Source organism: Prochlorococcus sp. MIT 1011, assembly GCF_047305235.1.
GTDB lineage: Bacteria > Cyanobacteriota > Cyanobacteriia > PCC-6307 > Cyanobiaceae > Prochlorococcus_B.
The window spans coordinates 1,129,362-1,150,939 of record NZ_CP138983.1; the positions used below are offsets into that span (position 1 = coordinate 1,129,362).

Here is a 21,578-nt window from a genome sequence, read left to right on the forward strand (position 1 = left end):
ATCCAGTAAAAAGTGATAAGTAGTAAAAATTTCAAATGTAAATAACAATATCAGTTGTTTTTAGGCTTGTTTAAAGAACTAGAAACATCCAGATTAAACAGTTTTTCAATCACATCAAGAGAATCTCTACGATCATTTCTTGATTGAGGTGCTCTTAATTTTGTTACTGGAGTGTGAAGTATTTTATTAATGATGCCCTTGCTTAAGGCCTCAACAACTTTTCGTTCTCTAGCGGAGAAATCTGGTCCCATCCTGCTTAATGCCTTCTGGAGTTCTTCTTTTCTGATTGACTCCAAAACAGATCTAAGGCAATTAATAGTAGGAACAGCCGCTAAACTATCCCACCATTCTAGAAAGATTCGACATTCTTCCTCTATCAATCCTTCTGCCTCTAGGGCGAGCTTTTGTCTTGCTTCTTGATTTCTTGAAACGACTTCTTGAAGATCATCAACATCATGAGATTCAATTCCAGAGACTGATTTAGCATCTGAAGATATATTTCTCGGAACTCCAATATCAATAAGTCTAAGTAAAGGTTTTCTATCGATTTTTATTAATTTTTCAGCATCAATAATTGGTTCATTAGCAGCTGTACTTGTAAATACAAGGGTACTGTGAGAAAGGCAACTATCAAGCTCATCAATCAATTGACAATCAATTTTAATATCCGGAAACGCTACTGATAGGTCCTCAGCCCTTTTCTTAGTTCGATTTAGAAGAGTCAGTGAAGAGCATCCTTTTGATTGGAGATGTTGAAGCAACAAACGACTCATCCTTCCAGCGCCAACAACAGCAACCTTTTCAGTCTCTAAAGTCATCAATTGATCCCTTCCGTGCGCTTGACCAAGTTTTAATTGTGCAAGTTCTACAGCCGCAGAACTTATAGAAACTGCTCCAGTTCCAAGATTTGTCTCGCTTCTTACGCGTTTACCAGTACTAACTGCCTGAGTTAATAATCTATTCAAAATAGGACCTAAGCTTTGATGGTCTTGGCCAAGACGGACCATTTTTTTTACTTGAGACAAGATCTGTCCCTCCCCTAAAACCAAACTATCCAAACCAGCAGAGACCCTCATCACATGAGAAACAGCTTTCTCTTGGATATAGTTAAATAAGTGTGGGGAAAGAATCTCATCCTCAAGGCCAGAAAAATCAAGAAGAAAAGATTTAATAGAATCTATTCCTAATTGAGGGTCCTTAACTAAGCTATAAATTTCAAGCCTGTTACATGTGCTCAATATGGAGACTTCAAGTATTTGATCAATTTTCTTTAAATTATTAAAAGATTTTTCAATAAGTTCTTCCGGGATACTTAGCTTTTCGCGCACTTCTACTGGGGCCGTGCGATGGCTAAGACCGACGACAGCAATATGCATAAATAGCCCCTTACTTCAATTACTTAAAAATCACTTCAAAGAGATGCTTTGAGCACCATCTTTGATGTGAACCGTATTGGTAAATCTTGCTGATTGATCAAGAGTACTAATAACAAGGCTACTAGTTCTAGTGCAATCTTTTTCAAATTTAACACCATCAAAAAGCAATCCATCTGTTATTCCACTACCAGCAAAAACAACATTTTCTCCTGAGGCAAGTTCATTTGCTTCGTAGATCTTGTCAATATCAGTAATGCCCATTTCATTCAATCTTTTGATGTTTCCCTCTTTTGTATAGTCTGCCCACTCTGATGTTTGAGCTATTGCAGGATCATAAACAAGTTGTCCCTGAAAATGCCCCCCTAGTGCCCTCATGGCAGCCGCTGAAATAACACCCTCAGGAGCGGCACCAATACCCATTAAGCAATGCGTACCAGTCCCCTCAAAACCACAGGCTATCGCGGCCTGGACATCTCCATCTGAAATAGGCTGAATCCTCGCACCAGTAGATCTGATTTCGGAAACCAAATTTTTATGTCTAGCTCTATCCATAACAACAATAGTTAAATCACTAATTGCTATACCCAGGCAATCACTCAAGATTTTTATATTTTCTGTAGGAGTTTTTCTAATATCAACTTTACCCTTAGCTGCTGGAGGAGCAGCTAATTTATTCATATAGAAATCAGGAGCATTGAACAAACCTCCCCTATCTGAGGCTGCCAAAACAGCCATGGATCCACGCTGGCTGTTAGCACATAAATTTGTCCCTTCACATGGATCTACAGCGAAATCAACTCCAGGTCCTTTGCCTGATCCAACTTCTTCTCCGATATAAAGCATTGGAGCTTCGTCTCTTTCTCCTTCTCCAATAACGATCCTTCCCTGCATCTGAATCGTTCCCATTCTCTTTCGCATTGCCTCTACGGCAGCGGCATCAGCCTCATCTTTTTGACCCAAACCAGTCAATTGAGCCGAAGCAATTGCAGCTTGCTCAACTACTTCAAGAATTTCTTGGACGAGAGTACGATCCACTTTTTGCAGCTAGGTAAAGAAATTTACGCCTTAAGGCAGACAATATTGTAAGTAATTGAGGGCATTGAAAAATGCTTAGAAAAAAGTACTCACAAAAAACTTATTATCTGTTGATAAGAGATAATTACTGTATCAGTGCAAGGTCACACTAGAACTTGTGACCATGAATTAATAGAATCTCTGGCATAAGACAAAAAACAATGATCCAATCCATTTCATCAGCAATTTTTTCTGAACACCGTCCAGTTCAAATAATCCCTTCAGTCTTGCCTGCAGACTGGGCAAATATGGGTCAGTGCGTGAAAGACCTTGAATTAGCAGGTGTGGACAGAATTCAATTTGATGTGATGGATGGGAACTTTGTACCCAATCTCACCTTCGGACCAGAAATGATTTCTGCATGTAGAAAGTATTGCAAAGTTCCATTTGAGACTCAGTTAATGGTGAGTCAATACAATTGTGAAACCATGCTTGAGGGATATGTAGAAGCAAGTAAGGGTGCAAACGGAGAGCCAGGGGTTGTAATTGCTCATGCTGAAGCAAATGTTCATCTTCATCGAATTCTTGGCAAGATTCGTCAATTAGGAGGTTCTCCCTCAGTAGCGCTTAATCCTCATACTCCAATGGATATGGTTAAGGATGTCCTTGACATGGTTGATCACGTATTAGTAATGACTGTCAACCCCGGATTTGGTGGGCAAGCATACATACCAACAATGCTCAACAAAATTACTCAATTAAGAAAACTAATCTTAGAGAATGGATACAACGTAGATATAGAAGTTGACGGAGGAATAAAAGCAGATTGGTCATTATCTCAATGCTGTGCTGCAGGAGCAAACTGTTTCATTGCGGGAAGTGGTATGTTTGCTTATCCAACACTTAAAGAAGGATGTGATGCTCTAAGAAAAGTTGCCAATGATGCACAAAATGGAATAATTGTAGAAAAATAGTTAATGAATTATTAATTATGTATCAAAAAACCAACCATAACTGTGCAAGCCAACCCCAAGAAGATTAACTCCAATATAGCAAACAATGATAACAAAAAAGCCTGCTATAGCAACTAATGCAGGCTTTTTACCCTCCCAGCCTTTTGTCAATCTTGTATGCAGATAAGCAGCATAGACTAACCAACATATCAAAGCCCAAGTCTCTTTAGGGTCCCAACTCCACCAACTTCCCCACGCCTCATTAGCCCAAACAGCACCGCTAATTAGACCAACTGTAAGCAACAAAAACCCAGCAGTTATTGATCTATAACTTAAAGAATCAAGTTGCTCTGCATTAGTAAATTCAACAGGTTGAATTGAATTTAAATTCTCATTACTTTCATTTAAATATAATTTAGAACTTTGCCTAAATAAACCAGAACCAATAGAGCTATTTCGAATATTAAATTGCTTATTCGAATCAACAAGAAATACTCCAAAAGACAAAATTGAACCTATTAGTAATGCAGCGTAAGAACACATAATTACACTCACATGCATTACCAACCAACTGGAACGAAGTGCTGGAACCAAAGGAGCCGAGGATTGCAAATTCTCTGGCAAAACAAAGCTAGCAAAACCTATTGAAAGCAATGAGATAGGAGTTGCAACTGCAGAAACTATTGGAGAACGCCATGCCCTTTCTACGAATAGTTGAGTCAACGAACAACCCCAAGTCAAGAAGCAGAGTGATTCATAGAGATTGCTAATTGGGAAATGTCCCGATTGCCACCATCTCAAAATCAATTGAGTAGTTAGGAGAAGATTTGCTACTGCAACTAAAAATCTAGCTTTGGAGGAATTGCTGCTCCCAGCAACTGACCAAAATGAAATAGGCAAGGCAATTAATAGGGAAAAGAAAGCAACAACCCCAAGGAGAATGACAGGATCAAAAGAAGAGATATTTAAGCGAGAATCAAGCATAGATATTAAAGATACGGAGTTTCCTTAAAAAGACCAGATCATTTGCTTGCCTGTTTTAACAAAAAACCTCCTCCTAACATAGACAAAAAAACAGGAGTCCAAGCAGCAAAAAAAGGAATAATTATGCCTTTGACTCCAAGAGAGCTAAAACTAAAACTCAAAATGTAATAAATAAGTATCAAAATAATACTTAATCCGAAACTTTGACTTCTACCTCCTCCTTGTTTTTGCATTACTCCAAAGCTACAACCAATCAAAGCAAAAACTGAACAAGCAATAGGCAAAGTAAATTTTTCTTGAATTCTTACCTTCATTTTTCTTGCTTCTTTAATATTTCCACTACTTTGATATAGCTCCATGGCAGTTTTCGCCTCTCCAAGGTTCATATCATTTGCATCTTTGGGCAATTGAGCAATTGTTGTAAGTTCAGTTCCTAATGGATATAAAAAACTCAAGAATTTAGTCCTTGTATTACTTCCATCAGGAATTAAGGTCAAAATATCTCCTTCAAAAAATTCCCAATTATTTTTATCACTATTCCAAATTCCTTTTTTTGCCTTAAGCATCTGAGTAAAACCTCTTTTCGAAAAATCAATTACTGTGACATCCAACATCTGTCCATCAAAAAATCTTCGAGCATAAAAAAGATGTGTAACTCCTCTTTTTTTGTAGTTGGAATATGGATCTACAACTTCGCCTTTCTTTGAAAAGATTATATCTTCTCCCTGTTCATCTGCAAAAGATCTTCCTAAAGAATTTGCTAAAACTATTTCAGCATTTTTATTTGCTATTGGAACAATATTATTATTAAAGATGAAAGTCATATATGACATAAAAATTGACAAGATTAGACCTGGCAATATGAGTCTATAAATTGATATACCAATACTTTTTAAAGCCTTAATTTCACTATTATCATTAAGACTTCCATAAGCTAATAATGTTGAAAGTAACATTGCCATTGGGAATGAAATAACAATAAAGCTAGGTAGCTTTAACATTAAAATCTGAATAGCAATTGACAAGGGAAGTCCAATCTCAACTATTTTCCTTATAAGATCGAAGATAACGCCTAAAGAAAGAGAAACTACAGTAAAAGAGGCTATCGAAAAAAACAGAGGTGGTAATAATTCAAAAAATATCCACCTATCTAACAACGGAATTAATTTCCACTTTCTTTTTAATAAATTCTGAAATCTTGTAAAAAAAAGTAGATTATTAAACATAATAGTTAATCAAATGAATTACCAAGATAATTTTCTTTAACTACTTGATTTCTTCTGAGTTTGTTAGAAGATCCATCAGCAAGGATTTCTCCATTGTTAAGGATATAAGAGCGGTTAGTTATCGCCAACGTTGCTCTAACATTGTGATCAGTAATTAATATTCCTATATTTTTATTTTTTAAATTACTAATTAAATTCTGTAGGTCATTAATAGCTATAGGATCAATCCCTGCAAAAGGCTCATCTAAAAGTAAATATTTCGGACCTAATCGTCCAACGGCTAAAGCTCTGGCCACTTCACACCTGCGTCTTTCCCCACCTGAAAGTTGATGACCAAAACGATCAAGAAAAGATGCCAAATTAAATTCCTCAATCAATTCTTCACGCTTATTCCTATATAAAGAAATTGATAAGTTAGCTTGAGAAAGAGCAATATCCAAATTCTCAATAACTGTGAGGTTCCTAAAGACACTTGGTTCTTGGGGTAAATAACCAATACCCAGTTGAACTCTTTTTGTCATAGATAAGTTTCTTATACACTTTCCGTCCAAGTAGATATTTCCTTTGTTTGGCTTAATCAACCCCACGATCATATTAAAAGTACTCGTCTTACCTGCGCCATTTGGTCCCAAAAGACCAACCACCTCCCCAGGCTTAACATTTAAAGTAACCTCTTTTACAATAGTTCTATGGGATAAGGTTAAATTCAAACTCTCAATAAGTAGAGTCATTTCAGTAAAACCTATAAGGGGAAAGCTTATACATAAGAATTATTTGATAACAAATTATACCTAACATATACAAAATTAATCAATAATCCTCTCAACCCAATACAAGTAGAATTTCTCTGAATCATGAAAAGAATTCTCAAATTTAGAATCTGCAAATACACTAAATTTATCAAAGTAAAGAGATTCACCTGGCTCCAGATTCTTAATAGCTGATCGCTTACTTAAAAGTAGTAATAATTTATTTACTTTAGGAAATTTCTCTAAATAAACTTGAACTTCATCTAATGTCTTAGTTCTTTCTAATGTAACCCTATTCGCCCACTGCGCATAACTTCCTAAACCATTCAACTCAGGTAAATAAAATTCTCTATCAAGGTATCCTGATACAGTTGCAACCTCGACATCTCTGGTCGCAAATATTGGGAAATCCTGCCAACCGTTAGCTTGTATATATTGGGCAGTTTCCTTTCCACTTGAATAAGGCAAAAGAAAATCATTGAAAACCATATGTACACCAACAACCATATGAATAGTTAAACAAACAGTTAACAAGCCAGGGAAATAAAATAAATTACCCTTAGTGAATAGATTTTGATCACTAGATGAAATAAATTGTTGGTCTTGATTAGATTTTGATAACCAGACTGATGAGATAATCAAAAGGAAATAATAGCCATAATGTCTTGATCCAATACCCAAATATAAAAAATAATTAAAAAGAAATAAAAAAACTAAACCACTAAAAAAATAAGTTAAGGATAAAGGGTAACGTTTAATAAAAGTAATAGTACTTAATAGCAAAAATGAAGTAATTAAGGCACATAAACTTAAATCAAAAAAGCTACTTGAGTCAGGAATAATGAGAACATATCCACCAAAAAGCTGTCCACATACTCTAAGAAAATGCCGAAAATCGAGAAAGGAAGATACTAATTCAACTGAATCTCTGACTTGAAAAAGACTAAAAGCTCCGAAACACAATAATGAAAAGGTAATAGTGATACTTGAAATCAAATCATAAATCCATTTTTTATTTCTCATATAATTTTCTCTTTGCTGTGGGTTTACAAACCAATCAAAGACAAGCGTTATTCCGATAGCAAATGCTAGTGACCAGGACAAAGCTTGTGTATTAGCCAAAAGTCCTATACATAAAGCAAAAGGGATGTATGTTCTCTCTTTCAAATGATAAATAGAGCAAAAAATAAAGATTATTAATTCTGCAATTACGTAATGACGACTCACAAAAAAATATTCCCAAAAAGGAAAGTATCCAAAAGTAAATAAAGATTTAGTCAATAGATTAAAAGGACTAAATCTCCAAAAAATTAAAATAGCCGAACTACCTAAAACCCAATGCAAAAGTTGCATACTTATTGGGGTACCAGTAATATTTTTCGAAAAATAAATTAATAATGACCAGAGGATAGGATGTCCAGATGGTGCGTTATTTTTCCATAAATCTATCAAGTTATCACTCTGCCAAGCTACTAGCCATCCTTGCATCTCATCTCTCCAAAGAGCATGATTGAATGCACCGAATAACCCTATTACTATAAATAAGATAGGTAGGAATATCTCATAAAAATTCTTATCGGGTAATTGTATTTGATTGATTCTTTTAAATTCCATTTTAAATTACAAGAAATGTCGATCTATATATTTGAATTAATATAATGTTTTTTTAATTTCATTCAAGATTTTAGCAAAGCCAAAAACATTACATGAAAAAATTATATGAAATCATCTCACTTTCAATAAAAAAATTGTAATAGACTTAACAAAGTTTTTAAAGGAAATAGAGAACTGGCACGCTGCAACAATCTATGTCCTTACCAAGTTGAAGAAATTCCAATCTTCTACTAACGCATTCACAAAGTCCTACAATATCTAATCCTAAATTAGTTAATTGAAATCTTCTTAACCTACCCAATGCTTCTCCATAAAGTATCGTTGCACCATTTATATTGCTATTTTCTAAATGTACTTGAGCAACAGCAACTTGCAATATGCCCTGCAATAATTGCCTTTCAGGTCCGCCAGTCTCATGCCATATCTCTTCAAAAACATCGTGAGATTTGTACCACTGACAAGAATTAAATAATTTCATTCCTATTTCAAAACGATAATCATTTATAAATAAACCATCATGTTTATCTATGAGAGTCATTATTTTTTCAAATTTTTCTTTGCATTAATTTTTCTCAACCTTATAGATTCAGGAGTAACTTCCAACATCTCTCCTGGTCCAATGTATTCAAGAGCTCTTTCTAATGTCATTTCAATTGGAGATTGCAATTGATCTAGTTCATCTGCACCCGCTGATCGCATATTGGTAAGTTGCTTGGCCTTGCAAATATTTAATTCAAGATCTTGTGGGCGATTATTCTCCCCGATAATCATTCCTTTATAAACTTTGGCTCCAGGAGTAATAAAAAATTGTCCTCGGTCTTCTGCATTTTTTAAGGAATAGAAAGTAGCAACACCCTCTTCAAATGAAATTAGAACTCCATTTCTCCTTTGTTCGAAATCTCCTACAGATGGCCTGTATTCAAAAAAGGAATGACTCATAATACCTTCACCTCTTGTTGCACGAATAAATTCACCCCTAAATCCAATTAAGCCTCTCGATGGGATAACAAATTCAAGCTGGGTTCGATGATCAGCCCCAGTTTCCATATTTTGCATTTCACCTTTTCTTACTCCAAGGCTTTCAATACAAGCCCCAATAGAAGCCTCAGGGACATCAAGAACTAGGGTCTCAACCGGTTCGCACTTTATTTCATCAATTGTCCTAAAAATGACCTGTGGTTGAGAAACTTGAAATTCATACCCTTCTCTTCGCATTGTCTCTATAAGAATTCCTAGATGTAACTCACCTCTCCCGCTAACAGAAAAGCGATCAGGTGAATCTGTATCCTCGACTCTTAATGCAACATTCGTAAGAAGTTCTTTTTTCAAACGATCCTTCAACTGACGACTGGTTACAAACTTGCCCTCTTTCCCCGCAAATGGGGAATCATTTACAACAAAAGTCATCTGCAATGTTGGCTCATCTACCTTTATTAGAGGTAAAGGCTTCGGTTCATCAGGACAGGCAACAGTTTCTCCAATAGAGACATCTTCAAATCCAGCCAAAGCAACTATATCTCCAGCATTTGCTTCATCTATTTCAATTCTTTTTAATCCCTTAAATCCTAATAATTTATTAATCCTTCCTTTTTTTAAACTACCATCTTCTTTTATCAAACAAGTCCTTTGGCCATTTTTAATTACACCATTATGTACTCTTCCAATAATAATTGTACCTAAAAAATCAGAGTAATCAAGAGTGGTGACTTGTAATTGCAAAGGCTTATTCTGATCGCCAACAGGAGGAGGAACTTGTCTAATAATTGCTTCAAATAATGGTTTCATATTATCACTTTCGCTTTTCACTTCAGTCTTCGCAAAACCGCCTAATCCACTTCCAAATAAATAAGGAAAATCACATTGATCATCATCAGCTCCTAATTCCAAAAATAGATCTAAAACTTTATCTACCGCGGTTTCAGGTTCTACTCTTGCACGATCAATTTTATTCACAAAAACAATAGGTCTCAAGCCCTGCTCTAAAGCTTTTTTTAAAACGAATCGAGTTTGAGGCATTGGCCCCTCATTGGCATCAACGACAAGAAGACAGCCATCTACCATACCCAAAACCCTCTCGACTTCTCCGCCAAAATCAGCGTGACCTGGTGTGTCAACAATGTTTATTCGCGTGTCGTTATATGTAACAGCTGTATTTTTAGAAAGAATTGTTATCCCTCTTTCACGTTCCAAATCATTTGAATCCATTGCACAAGTTGGGACTTCCTCGTTATCTCGAAAAGTCCCAGATTGGCTTAAAAGTGCATCAACCAAAGTTGTCTTACCATGATCAACGTGGGCAATTATTGCGATATTCCTTATGGCTTGTATATCAAAACTCATAATTTAAAAAATAAAATTTTCTCTGAATTAATTCGAACATAAAGGATATCTCACCATGACTTCATTTAGATCTTTTAAATGCCAATTAAAATATCGAATATGAAAGTAGAAATAAATAAAGATTAAGTCAAAATTATTTGAATTTTATAATTTTATTGGCAGGTTCAAATTTCCTCAAAGCATTAACAGTCCCTTCAAATCTCCAATGCCAAGGCTCATAAGCTACTCCTTGTTTGTTGTTGGGTGGAAAAGAAAGAACAAAATGATACTTGGGGGCAAACCTCTTCATCCATTTAAAAGCAGGCGTTTGCTCAAATTCAACCTCAAAATGAGTATCTGGATAGTTCCCATCACCAACATCGATTGCATATCCTGTACTGTGTTCAGAATAACCAGGAGGAGCTGAGACCATAGAACGCTCAACAGCAGTTTGATTCCTAATGGATTTATTTTCATAAAAAATATCTCTTTGCAAATCAATTGATCTATAACCACTTAATAGTTGTAAAGAAATCCCTCTTTGGGCTGCCCTAAGTTGCATTTCCTTAAAATTTTCATAAATTTCTTTATGAACGAAAATACCTGGAGAGAAAAGAATTAACTCATTTTTTGAAGCCTCAGGATAAGGAAGATGTCCCAACAAACTTTTATTTTGTTTTGTCTTAGAGGAGCTAATCGTATTATCTAAAGATTTTGTTTGACGTAAAAATGATTTATTAGCTAAAAAGCTAAACGATATAGAAAGGCCAACTAATAGAAGTCCTAAAAGCAAAAAAGATTTGTTAGAAAGGGTTTTGATGGATCTAATCCTTTTGGCCAGAGGGATGTCATCTTGATAATTCATACGATCTGCTTATGGTCAAAACAATTGGGATTCACAAAAATGATGTTTCGATAGTAACGAGTATCTCTAATCTTTATACTTTCTATGAGATAAGGATGTAAGTTTTATATATAGAGAACTAAATTTTTCATCCAAAGATGTTAAGAGTTGCTGTTATTGGTGGTGGTCCAAGTGGATCATGCGCTGCAGAAATTTTAGCTAAGGCAGGTGTTAAAACATGGATTTTCGAGAGAAAGCTTGACAATGCAAAACCATGTGGAGGAGCAATACCATTATGTATGGTTTCTGAATTTGACCTTCCTGAATCAATTATTGATCGGAAAGTCAGGAACATGAAAATGATATCCCCATCAAATAGAGAAGTAGATATTATTTTGGATGATATTTATCCAGGAAGCGACAAAGAATATATAGGCATGTTGAGGCGTGAAGTCATGGATTCATTCATGAGAAATCGCGCAGCAGAACTTGGCGCAACATTAGTAAATGGATTGGTATCAAAAATAGAAACTGGTACTAATAAACAAGGTCCATATACTCTTCATTACACCGAAACACTAAATGACCAAACTGAAGAGAAAGGTAAGCAACTTGAGGTGGATTTAATTGTTGGGGCAGATGGTGCAACAAGCAGAGTTGCAAAAGCAATGGATGCTGGTGATTACAACTATGCAGTAGCAATTCAAGAAAGGATAAAACTTCCTAAAGAGGAAATGAAGTATTACGAAGACAGGGCAGAAATGTATGTAGGTACTGATGTATCACCAGATTTCTATGGTTGGGTGTTTCCCAAATATGACCATGTTGCAGCTGGAACAGGGACAATGAAACAAAATGGTGGTTTGATAAAAAGCCTTCAGATTGGTGTCAGAGAGAGAGCAAAGAAGAGGCTCGTAAACGGAGAAGTCATCAAAGTAGAAGCTCATCCAATCCCTGAACATCCAAGGCCAAGAAGAGTTGTTGGAAGAATGGCTTTAGTTGGAGATGCAGCAGGTTATGTAACCAAAAGCTCAGGAGAAGGAATTTATTTCGCTGCTAAAAGTGGAAGAATGTGTGCCGAGCAAATTGTTGAATCAAGTCAAAATGGGAAAATAATACCCACAGAAAATGATCTCAAAAAATATTTAAAGAAATGGGATAAAAAGTATGGAACCACTTATACAGTTTTAGATATTCTCCAAAGAATTTTCTATACCAGTGATGGAGCAAGGGAAGCCTTTGTAGAGATGTGTGGTGACATGGATGTTCAAAGACTTACATTTGATAGTTATCTCTATAAAACTGTAGTTGCCATGAAGCCGCTTCAACAATTAAAACTTACCCTATTAACAATTGGATCTGTTTTAAGAGGTAAAGCACTAGCACCAAGCACATATAAGCCAGTACCAAGTGCTGTTAGAGATGATAAAGAAGTTAATAAAATGTTAGCAGTGAGTTCAATTAAAGGTGGTATTAAAACTAGTAAAAAATAATAGCAAAATTAATTAACTAAGCTTGCTGAAATCAGCAAGTATCAAGGACTGATTTCTAAGTATCGTCAATAGATTAAGCCTATTATTTCTTAGATTAATATCATCCGTCATAACCATTACACTCCCTTCTCCATCAAAAAAATTGGCTAAAGTTTCTGCACTTGAAACTAAACCATCAGCTAACAACTTATATTTATCACGATCACAGTTTATAGCTAGAGGCTTTAATTTCTCCAAAACATTAAACATTTCGCTTTCGCACTCTTTTTCAAATAGCGAATTATGTACAAAACCAGAAGGATCTATTACGTCGTTAGCGATAGAACTTTTAGCTGCTAACTTAGAGGCTCTAGTGACAACAGTTTGCAACAAATTAAGTGTATTATTTTTCCTCATATCCATTAATAATAAGGCACGAAAATAAACATCTGTTGGATCATCTAATAATTTTGATATTAAGCTTGTGTCACCCGAAACAGCCTGAATAATATCAAAGTCAATGTCTTTCTCTTCTAATAAACTAATGCTTCTTTGACGAAAGAAATCCTTTAACTCGATTGTAAGATTACTTATATTAATAGAGAGAGAAGGGAAAAGTTTCTCCCAATAAATAAGTGAATCATTTAATATTTCATTGATATTTAATTGCCAATCTTTACTCCATAAAATCAACAATATTCCATTAGCAGCCCTTCTCAAGGCGTATGGATCAGATGAGCCAGAAGGTCTTTCACCCTTAGCATAAATGCTGAAAAGCAATTCAAAGCGTTCAGCCAATGAAACCGCATTGCCAAGGTTATTTGATGGAAGAGAGTCTGCTGTTCCTTTAGGTTTGTAATGTTCTAAAACGCCAAGGCAGACATCTCTGGATTCACCCTCATGAAGTAAATATTTAGACCCAATAAATCCCTGCAACTCTGGAAATTCGTCAACCATATTGCTAACCAAATCATGTTTAGAAAAATGTGCAACTTTAATAGATTTTTCAATATCCTCTTGGTCAAATTTAAGTTTTGATGTTAATAATTTAGTAAGCCATTCAATCCGATCTACACGGTCATATAGAGAACCTAATCCTTCAGCAAAGGTTACATCTTTTAATTTATTAATACGTGAAGAGCTATTGATTAATAAATCTGATTTTATAAAAAATGAAGCATCAGAAAACCTAGCTTTTAATACTTTTTCATTTCCTAAAATAATATTTTCTTTTGCTGAAGATAATCCATTACTAATACACAAAAAGCTAGGAAGTAATATATTTCTAGAGTCAAGTGACAAAGGGTCAATCTCAACATTTACTTTGTATATGGGTATGTATCGTTGATGATTCTTCATGACTGTGGACAAAACCTCAGGGGGTAAATCGAGGAAATATTCATCAAAACTCCCAGTCACAAGCAAAGGAGACTCAACTAAATCTGTCAGCTCATTTAAAAGGGGTTCAGTCAGATCTGGCTTAACTTTTTTGAGTTTTTCGTGATTAAGAACTAAATCATTGATATGTGAAAGGCGACTATTCCTGTCAACTGTTACTCCCGCATCCTGCAATTGATCAAAGTAAGTTTTCGCATTTTTAATTTCTAATTCTGATCCATGCAACCTATGTGCTCTTGAGATATTGCCAATTTGAATTTCTGGATCACAACCTGAAATACGAAAGGGTAAAACTTCTGAGTCAATCAAAGAAACAATCCAACGGATAGGTCTCGAAAAGCGAAAATCACCTTTAGCCCATCTCATAAATCTTCTTCCTTGAATTTTCGTGATCCATCCAGGTAAATATTCAGCTAACAAACTCTCAATTGGCTTGCCTTTCTCAATTAATTTAGCGAAAACGAATGAACCCTTAGGCGTTTCTCGAATCTCTAATTTTTCAGGAGAAACGTCATATCTTCTAGCAAAACCAATTGCTGCTTTTGTAGGTTTTCCATTTTGAAAAGCTTGAGAAACAGGAGGACCTTTTCGTTCCGCAATATTATCCTCAGAAAATGGAGCAAGCCCTTCGATCGTTAATCCAATTCTTCTGGGGGTAGTAGTAACTCTTATTTCACTAAATTTTATTTTAGAAGAATTCAAGTCATTACTTACATTCATCTCAAGCTGGGAAATAACAGATTCAGCCAAATCAGCTGGTAATTCCTCAGTTCCGATTTCTAAAAGGTAAGTAGACAAAAAAATTTCCCTATGTTTCTAACAAGATTAGATCTAAATCTGAATTACTTCTACATTCTGTGTCCTAGAAAAAATTTAATCTAAAATGAACGCATCTTTTATTACTCATGGCTTGATTTGAACAATTAAGCACCAACTAACAAGAAAAATGATACAGTGTAGGTACCGGTGTAGGTACCATTGCCCAAGATCATAGAAATACCTGGAAGATCTGGTTTTTACCTCAGGGTTGCTGTACCAAGAGGTAAATTAAGGGATGCTTTTGGAACATGTGATGTTGTAAAAAAGATAGGTAACACTAAAGAAGAAGCCGAAAAGAATATAAGCTCAGCAGAAATAGCTATTCAACAAAAATTCGATGAAAAGCTCAGAGAAGAAGAAGCAAACCAGATAAATAAATCATTACCTAAAGGAATAAGACTCGAGGCAATTAAAAAAAGTAATTCAAAAGAAGCTCCTAAAAATATAGAAAAAGACTTAAAAGATGCTGGATTCAGTAATGCAGCTATTGAAGCTTTGATGAATTTTGAAGAAAATGAAAGTAAACATTCTGTAGAGAAAGAAGAGACTGTTCCTTCACCTTGCATCGCTAATAATTCCCCCCGAGCGAAATTTGAACAATTTAAAGCCGATAGTAATTATTTAAACGAGCCTCTTCAAAGTGAATTGATAAACGACAGCGATCACTTTACAAACGATGCAGTACAACTACTAAAATTTCATGGTAGTTATCAACAAGATGATCGGGAACATAGAAAAAGAGGCGGCACAGGTAAAGATTGGCAAATGATGCTGAGGCTAAGAAATCCAGCTGGTTTAGTCCCAGGCCCCCTTTTCATAGCATTAGATGATCTATCTGATCGACTAGGTAATAAAACGCTTAGAGCGACCACACGTCAATGCTTCCAAATGCATGGAATAAAAAAAGACAATATTAAAGAAGTAATAGGAACAATAGTGAAGTCGATGGGATCTACCCTCGCGGCTTGTGGAGACGTCAATAGAAATGTAATGGCTCCAGCTGCTCCTTACGAAAAAGGATCATATCCCGCTGCGAGAAAATTAGCTAATGATATTGCCGATGTTTTATCACCCCAAAAAGCAGAGAAAACATACATTGATTTATGGGTTGATGGCGAGATGAAATATGCTATCAAGCCATCGCCTGAAGTAAAAAAAAGCAGAAAGCTGCAACGAAATCATGGTGTTTTTAGTGGGGACAAAAATGAACCTTTGTATGGTGCAACCTACTTACCAAGAAAATTCAAATGCGCAACTACAGTACCAGGAGATAACTCTGTAGATATCCTTACTCATGACATAGGTCTAGTGACTTTCACGAATGCAAAAGGAGTTTTAGAAGGATGTAATGTCTACGTAGGAGGAGGTATGGGTAGAACACATAATTTAGATACGACATTCGCGAGGGTCGCAGATCCTATTGGTTTTGTAGAAGGTAAATACATATTAGAGCTTGTTCAATCTATTCTCGCTCTTCAAAGAGATTATGGAGATAGAAAAACGAGAAGACACTCAAGACTTAAATATGTTTTGCATGACATGGGTGTGGATTGGTTTAAGAAGCAGTTAACAACTAAATATTTTACAAAACGAATTGACACCCTTAAGCACGAAGGGGATACAATACTTGAAGATTATTTAGGCTGGCATCAACAAACTGACAAATTATGGTTTGTTGGGCTACCACTATTATCAGGCAGACTTACAGGAGAGATAAAGAAAGAGCTCAGAAATATAGTTGAAAAATATGCCTTGGATGTACGCTTAACTCCTAACCAAGATCTTTTATTGTGCAACATTGGAAATTATCAAAAAGCCAGTGTAAAGAATGCATTAATTAATATAGGTTTTTCAGATCCAGGGAGCCCAGATCCAATAGCCAGGCATGCAATCGCTTGTCCAGCTCTTCCATTATGTGGACTTGCAATGACAGAAGCAGAGAGATTTTTACCAGAGCTGTTGGAGCGAATAAACAATCAATTAAGAATTCTAGAAATCAATAAATCAATCTTAATCAGAGTAACAGGCTGTCCAAATGGATGTGCTCGCCCATACATGGCAGAATTAGCTCTTGTTGGTAGTGGTTTAAATCAATACCAACTATGGCTTGGTGGTAGTACTAATTTAAAAAGGTTGGCAACCCCATATTTACAAAAGATGTCTATAAATGAATTGGAAAAAACATTAGAGCCATTATTCCTTAGCTGGAAAAACACTGGGACTTCATCAAGCCTTGGAGATCATGTCACTAAACTTGGCACTGAAAGCGTAATGTCTTTGCTTACCTCAAATGCTGCTCCATAGATAGCATTACCTTGCTTGCTTAACCAGGACCATAATTGATCTCCATAACTAAAATGCCACCACTCGTTTGGGTGTTGAACAAATCCAGCCTGTGACATAACTGAATATAAAAGAGATCTTCTTTTTTGAAAAACATGATGTTTTGAACAAGGCATCATGGAATAGTCTTTCTTATAAAAATCAGGAGTTGATTCAGCACCAATAAAATCAATTTCTCCGCCAAGATCTAATGGATTACCACTCATATCTGCAAGAGTCAAATCAATAGCTGAACCTGTGCTGTGAGGAGGAGGCGTAAGGGGATTAGATGATGGTTTTGCCCAGAAACGACCAACCTCTTCAATGACATCAGTAATGTCTCTTTTAGCAGAGATATCATTTATATCAATCCCCTTCGACTTACAAGTTTCTTCAATAGTGTGATTAAACATGAATTTCTGGACAGCTATTGGTCTCCAGGCATCAAACAAAGCCAACTGTAATTGAGGATTAATCTCGGAAAGATATTGCTGGGCTTGAATTAATCTTTTCAAAACACTCCTGCGTAAAACCCATGGATCTGCTCCATTAGAATATGGAGCACCTAACGACATATAAGGATGTGGTGTTAATCGAAATATGGTTTCTGGAATTGAAATCAAAGGCTCATTACATTCATTTATTTTTATATTGTTCCAAGGTCTCAACTTCATGATTTATAGCAAAAATGAGTATAAAATTTCAAACGTACGAAATATTTATTAAATTCTAACCGTAAAAATAAATGAGTTCAATACTGATAAATAATAAAAAATTAATTTAATTTATTACCAATTTTAAGTTTCTCCCACTGTTCTTTTATGAGCAAACGAAGCTGTGAGTTATTTGTAAGCATAGGATCGGAATCTAAAATATTTCGAGCCTCATTCCTTGCAAGTTCAAGTACGTCAGCATCATTAGCTAATGATGCTAGAGCAAAATCAGGTAAGCCTGATTGTTTTGTACCTAAAACTTGTCCAGGGCCACGAAAACGCAAATCAATTTCAGAAATTTCAAAACCATCATTAGAATTCACCAAAACTTCCAATCTTTGTCGAGATAATTTATTTTTATTCTGATGACTTAGGAGACAGTAAGACTTGGAGGCTCCCCTTCCCACTCGTCCCCTTAATTGATGCAATTGAGCAAGACCAAAACGATCAGAATCCTCTATTAGCATCACACTGGCATTTGGAACATCAACACCAACTTCTATAACTGTGGTAGAGACAAGTATATCGCTTTTTTTATTGAGAAAATTCTTAATAACTTCTTGTTTTTCTAAGCTCTTCATTTTGCCATGAAGTAATTCAACAGTAAAATCTGAAAAAACTTCAGTAGACAACTGATGATGTACGTCAATAGCTGCACTAAGTTCAAGTTTTTCAGATTCTTCAATTAAAGGTAGAACAACATAAATTTGATGTCCTTTATTAATTTCACTTCTGATTAAATCATATGCATAAGTTTTATCTTTTGGTGATATCAGCTGAGTATTGATAGGAGTTCGGCCAGGTGGAAGCTCATCTAATTGACTAACATCTAGATCACCATGCAAAGTAAGCGCCAAGGTTCTAGGTATGGGTGTAGCAGTCATCGTTAGCAAGTGGGGTTGTAATCCTTTGTTCAAAAGCTTGTTCCTCTGCTTAACACCAAAACGATGTTGCTCATCTACAACTACAAGTCCAAGTCGCTCAAAGACAACTGGATCTTCAAACAATGCATGAGTTCCCACAAGAATTTTTGTAGAGCCATTTGCTAAATCAGTTAGAATTTGTTTACGACGAGACTTGGGTGTAGAACCTGTTAACAGATCTACATTCAACTCAAGCTGTGGAATCCATTTACTGAGTGTTTGATAATGTTGTGTAGCAAGTACCTCAGTTGGTGCCATAAAAGCACCCTGCCATCCTGATTGAACTGCAGTAAGTAGTGCTGAAATAGCAATAACAGTTTTTCCGCTACCAACATCACCTTGTAATAATCTAGACATTGGTTCAGCTTTGACTATATCTGATTCAATTTCCTTTAAAACTCTTTTTTGAGCATCTGTCAGAGAGAAAGGAAGAATGCTTAAGAATTTTCCAACTAGGCTATCAATACTTGGCTCGATACTTAATTTAGGGGAATCACTTTTCTTATGTAAATCGCGTCTTAAAAGAAGACTAAGTTGCAATAGTAAAAATTCATCGAATACAATTCTTCTTTTTGCTCTAGCCAAAGTTTTTGAATCCTCAGGATTATGAATATGAAAAAAAGCTTCCTTCTTAGTAGGGAGATCTAGTCTATTTAATGTGACTTGAGGGAGTGGATCATTTATCTCAGACGTCAAATAAAGAATCGATTGTATTAGATCTCTAAATTTATCGGCAGTAATACCTTCTGTTAAAGAATAAACAGGGAATATCTGACCAATAGTTCTAGATTTCAAATAACTATTAGGACTATCGATAATTTCTATCAAGGGATCGTTTAATGATTTGCCATATCTACTTTCTTTAACTAACCCACTTACCGCAACAGTCGCACCAACAGCATATAAACTTTGTTGAGATTTTACATAGGCAATACTCCTACCACGACTACCTGCAAAAAATCTTGTAACTTTAATTCCTCCAGTCCTATCTTTTAAAAACAATTCAAGAATAGAAAGATTTGGATTTTTAGGACTTTTAAATGAACTACATCGTCTTATTTTCGCGACGATCGTTACATTCTGACCTGCTTGTGTTTTATCTATAGTTTTCAAAGAAGTGTAATCAACATAATCACGAGGGAAATACTTTATGAGATCACGAATTAAAAAAAGGCCCAGTGTAGACAATCTCTCAGCTTGTTTTGGTCCAACACCCTTAACAGCTGAAATCGAACTTCGCAAACTTAATAAATCTACGGAAGAACTTCTGCTAAATCCAATAGACTCATACTTTCTTCTTATTTTTAATTCGTTTGGGTCTTTTCTATCATTACTTTCTTGATATTTATAAAGACCATGAAGGGCCTGTCGTGTCTGAACTATCAGTCTACGTCTACTATCCATAGACATAGTAGGATAATTTTCATACTTCAAGGCTAATTCCTTTAATTTAGAAAAATCAGTCTTAGGAAGAGCTATTGAAGGACAGGTTAACAAATATCCACTTACAAAAAATGAAAATTTATTAGTTCTACCTTGAATATTAGTAAACCCGTGATTAACTTCAACTGTTAATGCTTGTTGTAAAGATCTAACCCATGTTATTAGTTCACCTGATTTACTATCAGGAGTAGCTATTGAATCATTACTGCTTATATTTTGCTTGTGTCCTTCCACCATTCTTTATTAACCTCTTCTGCTAATGAGCGACCTTGCCAATAGCGTTGTTGTTTAATCATACCTAAAAGTATATTTTGAAAATGTTTAATGTCAGCTCTTTTTTTTCTAAGTCTTGGATTATCAAATTCCATATCCGAGGGAGTAATTAGCAGGCAATCAATATCTAATCCTCCAGGTGCTAATGGATTATTGGTTGGTAATTTAAAAGTAAGAATATTTGATATTGATTTAGAAGAAATTAGTTGACCTGCCAAAGCAGCATCTAAGATATTAATTGGAACAAGAGTATTTACCAAGCCTGATTTTAAAAGCTCAGTATTAATGGAATCTGATAAATCACGCAATCTTTGAACCAAAGCTGAATCTATAGAAATAATCCACTCGTATAATCCAATTGGTGATTGTGGTAAAAGTCTATTGCTTGTTAGGCCTTCAAAAGAAGGAGACTCATGAGAGGACTCCTCTCTCTTTGAATCCAAGTCAATTCGATTAGATTCATCAGTCAATGCAAATATTGACTGCAAAACTTCAATATCTTTACTTTTTAAATTAAAGGTTTCGGTGTTCTTATCATCATCTTTTAATTTCTCATACTCATTATTTTTATTCTTAATTAAAGATTCACTTTCAGATTTTGTACTTTTCATATAAGTTTCTATATTTTCGATTGAATATGGAGCTGTTAATTCTCCATTCCATCCCTCAGTAATTGATAAGTTTTCCAATGGCGGAGTTAAACTTATATTAATTGAATTAGCTTTACTAAATGAGTCTGATTTTTCAGAATCATTTTTCAAATTAAGTGCATTTGACATTTCATCTTTAGCATTATTCAAATGACGAATATTTTCTTCATCAATTTTCCTAGCCAACTCATTTAAATGCTCAATTGTTATAAGAGAGATATCATCTGAAACTAACTTGTCAATTTTCAACTGAAATATCTTTCTTGAATTAACTGTTGAGAAGCCAAAATCATCACCATCTCTATCAGTGATGAGAGAGAATAATGATGTTCTGATCGTTTGAGGTAGAAAATTTCTCAGTTCCTCAAGATAAATAGACGTAACCCTATATAAATGAGGTGATATATTATTACATTTCTTCTTTAGTAAACTTATTTGATCTAAAGGATCAAAATTAGAATCCGATAAATACTTATTTTTAGACAA

Annotated in this window: 16 protein-coding genes; 3 read left to right on the forward strand and 13 right to left on the reverse strand. The window is 35.1% G+C overall.

The window, feature by feature from the left end; genetic code table 11:
* Nucleotides 1-50 precede the first annotated feature (50 nt).
* Both SIB75_RS06965 and glpX read right to left on the reverse strand, forming a co-directional pair.
* Nucleotides 51-1,376, reverse strand: coding sequence for a glutamyl-tRNA reductase (locus tag SIB75_RS06965; protein WP_413682577.1), 1,326 nt, complete (start codon nucleotides 1,374-1,376; stop codon nucleotides 51-53).
* Between the two features lie 30 nt (nucleotides 1,377-1,406).
* Nucleotides 1,407-2,411 carry a class II fructose-bisphosphatase gene (gene glpX, locus SIB75_RS06970; protein WP_413682578.1) on the reverse strand — a complete coding sequence of 335 codons (1,005 nt, stop codon included), beginning with the start codon at nucleotides 2,409-2,411 and terminating at the stop codon, nucleotides 1,407-1,409.
* Nucleotides 2,412-2,611: 200 nt separating this feature from the next.
* Between glpX and rpe the strand changes: the two genes are divergently transcribed.
* Complete coding sequence (gene rpe / locus SIB75_RS06975) at nucleotides 2,612-3,364, forward strand: ribulose-phosphate 3-epimerase (RefSeq protein ID WP_413682579.1); 753 nt, start codon at nucleotides 2,612-2,614, stop codon at nucleotides 3,362-3,364.
* Nucleotides 3,365-3,379: 15 nt separating this feature from the next.
* Here rpe and ccsB read toward each other — a convergent pair whose 3' ends face one another.
* The 7 genes from ccsB to SIB75_RS07010 form a co-directional block, all read right to left on the reverse strand.
* A complete protein-coding gene (gene ccsB / locus SIB75_RS06980; protein WP_413682580.1) occupies nucleotides 3,380-4,327 on the reverse strand; it encodes a c-type cytochrome biogenesis protein CcsB in 948 nt (315 codons plus the stop codon).
* Nucleotides 4,328-4,365: 38 nt separating this feature from the next.
* Nucleotides 4,366-5,553, reverse strand: coding sequence for an LptF/LptG family permease (locus SIB75_RS06985; protein ID WP_413682581.1), 1,188 nt, complete (start codon nucleotides 5,551-5,553; stop codon nucleotides 4,366-4,368).
* 5 nt (nucleotides 5,554-5,558) lie between these two features.
* Nucleotides 5,559-6,284, reverse strand: a complete 726-nt coding sequence (gene lptB, locus SIB75_RS06990) for an LPS export ABC transporter ATP-binding protein (RefSeq protein WP_413682582.1) — start codon at nucleotides 6,282-6,284, stop codon at nucleotides 5,559-5,561.
* Between the two features lie 75 nt (nucleotides 6,285-6,359).
* Entirely contained in the window at nucleotides 6,360-7,916 is a 1,557-nt protein-coding gene (locus tag SIB75_RS06995) for a hypothetical protein (RefSeq protein ID WP_413682583.1), read from the reverse strand.
* A gap of 157 nt (nucleotides 7,917-8,073) precedes the next feature.
* Entirely contained in the window at nucleotides 8,074-8,454 is a 381-nt protein-coding gene (locus SIB75_RS07000) for a DUF309 domain-containing protein (protein ID WP_413682584.1), read from the reverse strand.
* A complete protein-coding gene (typA, locus tag SIB75_RS07005; RefSeq protein ID WP_413682585.1) occupies nucleotides 8,454-10,256 on the reverse strand; it encodes a translational GTPase TypA in 1,803 nt (600 codons plus the stop codon). Before typA ends, SIB75_RS07000 begins: the two co-directional genes overlap by 1 nt.
* A 133-nt stretch (nucleotides 10,257-10,389) precedes the next feature.
* Nucleotides 10,390-11,100 (reverse strand): M15 family metallopeptidase, encoded by a 711-nt coding sequence (locus SIB75_RS07010; protein ID WP_413682586.1) that lies wholly within the window; start codon nucleotides 11,098-11,100, stop codon nucleotides 10,390-10,392.
* 137 nt (nucleotides 11,101-11,237) lie between these two features.
* Between SIB75_RS07010 and chlP the strand changes: the two genes are divergently transcribed.
* A complete protein-coding gene (chlP, locus tag SIB75_RS07015; RefSeq protein ID WP_413682587.1) occupies nucleotides 11,238-12,572 on the forward strand; it encodes a geranylgeranyl reductase in 1,335 nt (444 codons plus the stop codon).
* 12 nt (nucleotides 12,573-12,584) lie between these two features.
* On the opposite strand, the gene glyS is transcribed toward chlP, so the two are convergent.
* Nucleotides 12,585-14,747, reverse strand: coding sequence for a glycine--tRNA ligase subunit beta (glyS, locus tag SIB75_RS07020; protein ID WP_413682588.1), 2,163 nt, complete (start codon nucleotides 14,745-14,747; stop codon nucleotides 12,585-12,587).
* 519 nt (nucleotides 14,748-15,266) lie between these two features.
* Between glyS and SIB75_RS07025 the strand changes: the two genes are divergently transcribed.
* On the forward strand, nucleotides 15,267-17,072 hold the full coding sequence (locus SIB75_RS07025; RefSeq protein WP_413684817.1) for an NADPH-dependent assimilatory sulfite reductase hemoprotein subunit: 1,806 nt from the start codon (nucleotides 15,267-15,269) through the stop codon (nucleotides 17,070-17,072).
* On the opposite strand, the gene SIB75_RS07030 is transcribed toward SIB75_RS07025, so the two are convergent.
* The 3 genes from SIB75_RS07030 to SIB75_RS07040 all read right to left on the reverse strand — a co-directional run bounded on the left by SIB75_RS07030 (nucleotide 17,009) and on the right by SIB75_RS07040 (nucleotide 21,578).
* Nucleotides 17,009-17,764, reverse strand: coding sequence for a M15 family metallopeptidase (locus SIB75_RS07030; RefSeq protein WP_413682589.1), 756 nt, complete (start codon nucleotides 17,762-17,764; stop codon nucleotides 17,009-17,011). The two genes, SIB75_RS07025 and SIB75_RS07030, sit on opposite strands and share 64 nt — an antisense overlap.
* A 101-nt stretch (nucleotides 17,765-17,865) precedes the next feature.
* Nucleotides 17,866-20,406, reverse strand: a complete 2,541-nt coding sequence (recG, locus tag SIB75_RS07035) for an ATP-dependent DNA helicase RecG (RefSeq protein ID WP_413682590.1) — start codon at nucleotides 20,404-20,406, stop codon at nucleotides 17,866-17,868.
* Nucleotides 20,379-21,578, reverse strand: a complete 1,200-nt coding sequence (locus SIB75_RS07040) for an adenylate cyclase (protein ID WP_413682591.1) — start codon at nucleotides 21,576-21,578, stop codon at nucleotides 20,379-20,381. Before SIB75_RS07040 ends, recG begins: the two co-directional genes overlap by 28 nt.

Bases quoted from the DNA above. Each gene is read 5' to 3' on its own strand.
- ccsB (WP_413682580.1), bottom strand. From the start codon at position 4,327: ATGCTTGATTCTCGCTTAAATATCTCTTCTTTTGATCCTGTCATTCTC.
- SIB75_RS07025 (WP_413684817.1), top strand. From the start codon at position 15,267: ATGAATTTTGAAGAAAATGAAAGTAAACATTCTGTAGAGAAAGAAGAG.
- rpe (WP_413682579.1), top strand. From the start codon at position 2,612: ATGATCCAATCCATTTCATCAGCAATTTTTTCTGAACACCGTCCAGTT.
- SIB75_RS07030 (WP_413682589.1), bottom strand. From the start codon at position 17,764: ATGAAGTTGAGACCTTGGAACAATATAAAAATAAATGAATGTAATGAG.
- SIB75_RS06985 (WP_413682581.1), bottom strand. From the start codon at position 5,553: ATGTTTAATAATCTACTTTTTTTTACAAGATTTCAGAATTTATTAAAA.
- SIB75_RS07010 (WP_413682586.1), bottom strand. From the start codon at position 11,100: ATGAATTATCAAGATGACATCCCTCTGGCCAAAAGGATTAGATCCATC.
- SIB75_RS06995 (WP_413682583.1), bottom strand. From the start codon at position 7,916: ATGGAATTTAAAAGAATCAATCAAATACAATTACCCGATAAGAATTTT.
- typA (WP_413682585.1), bottom strand. From the start codon at position 10,256: ATGAGTTTTGATATACAAGCCATAAGGAATATCGCAATAATTGCCCAC.
- chlP (WP_413682587.1), top strand. From the start codon at position 11,238: ATGTTAAGAGTTGCTGTTATTGGTGGTGGTCCAAGTGGATCATGCGCT.
- SIB75_RS06965 (WP_413682577.1), bottom strand. From the start codon at position 1,376: ATGCATATTGCTGTCGTCGGTCTTAGCCATCGCACGGCCCCAGTAGAA.
- recG (WP_413682590.1), bottom strand. From the start codon at position 20,406: ATGGTGGAAGGACACAAGCAAAATATAAGCAGTAATGATTCAATAGCT.
- SIB75_RS07000 (WP_413682584.1), bottom strand. From the start codon at position 8,454: ATGACTCTCATAGATAAACATGATGGTTTATTTATAAATGATTATCGT.
- lptB (WP_413682582.1), bottom strand. From the start codon at position 6,284: ATGACTCTACTTATTGAGAGTTTGAATTTAACCTTATCCCATAGAACT.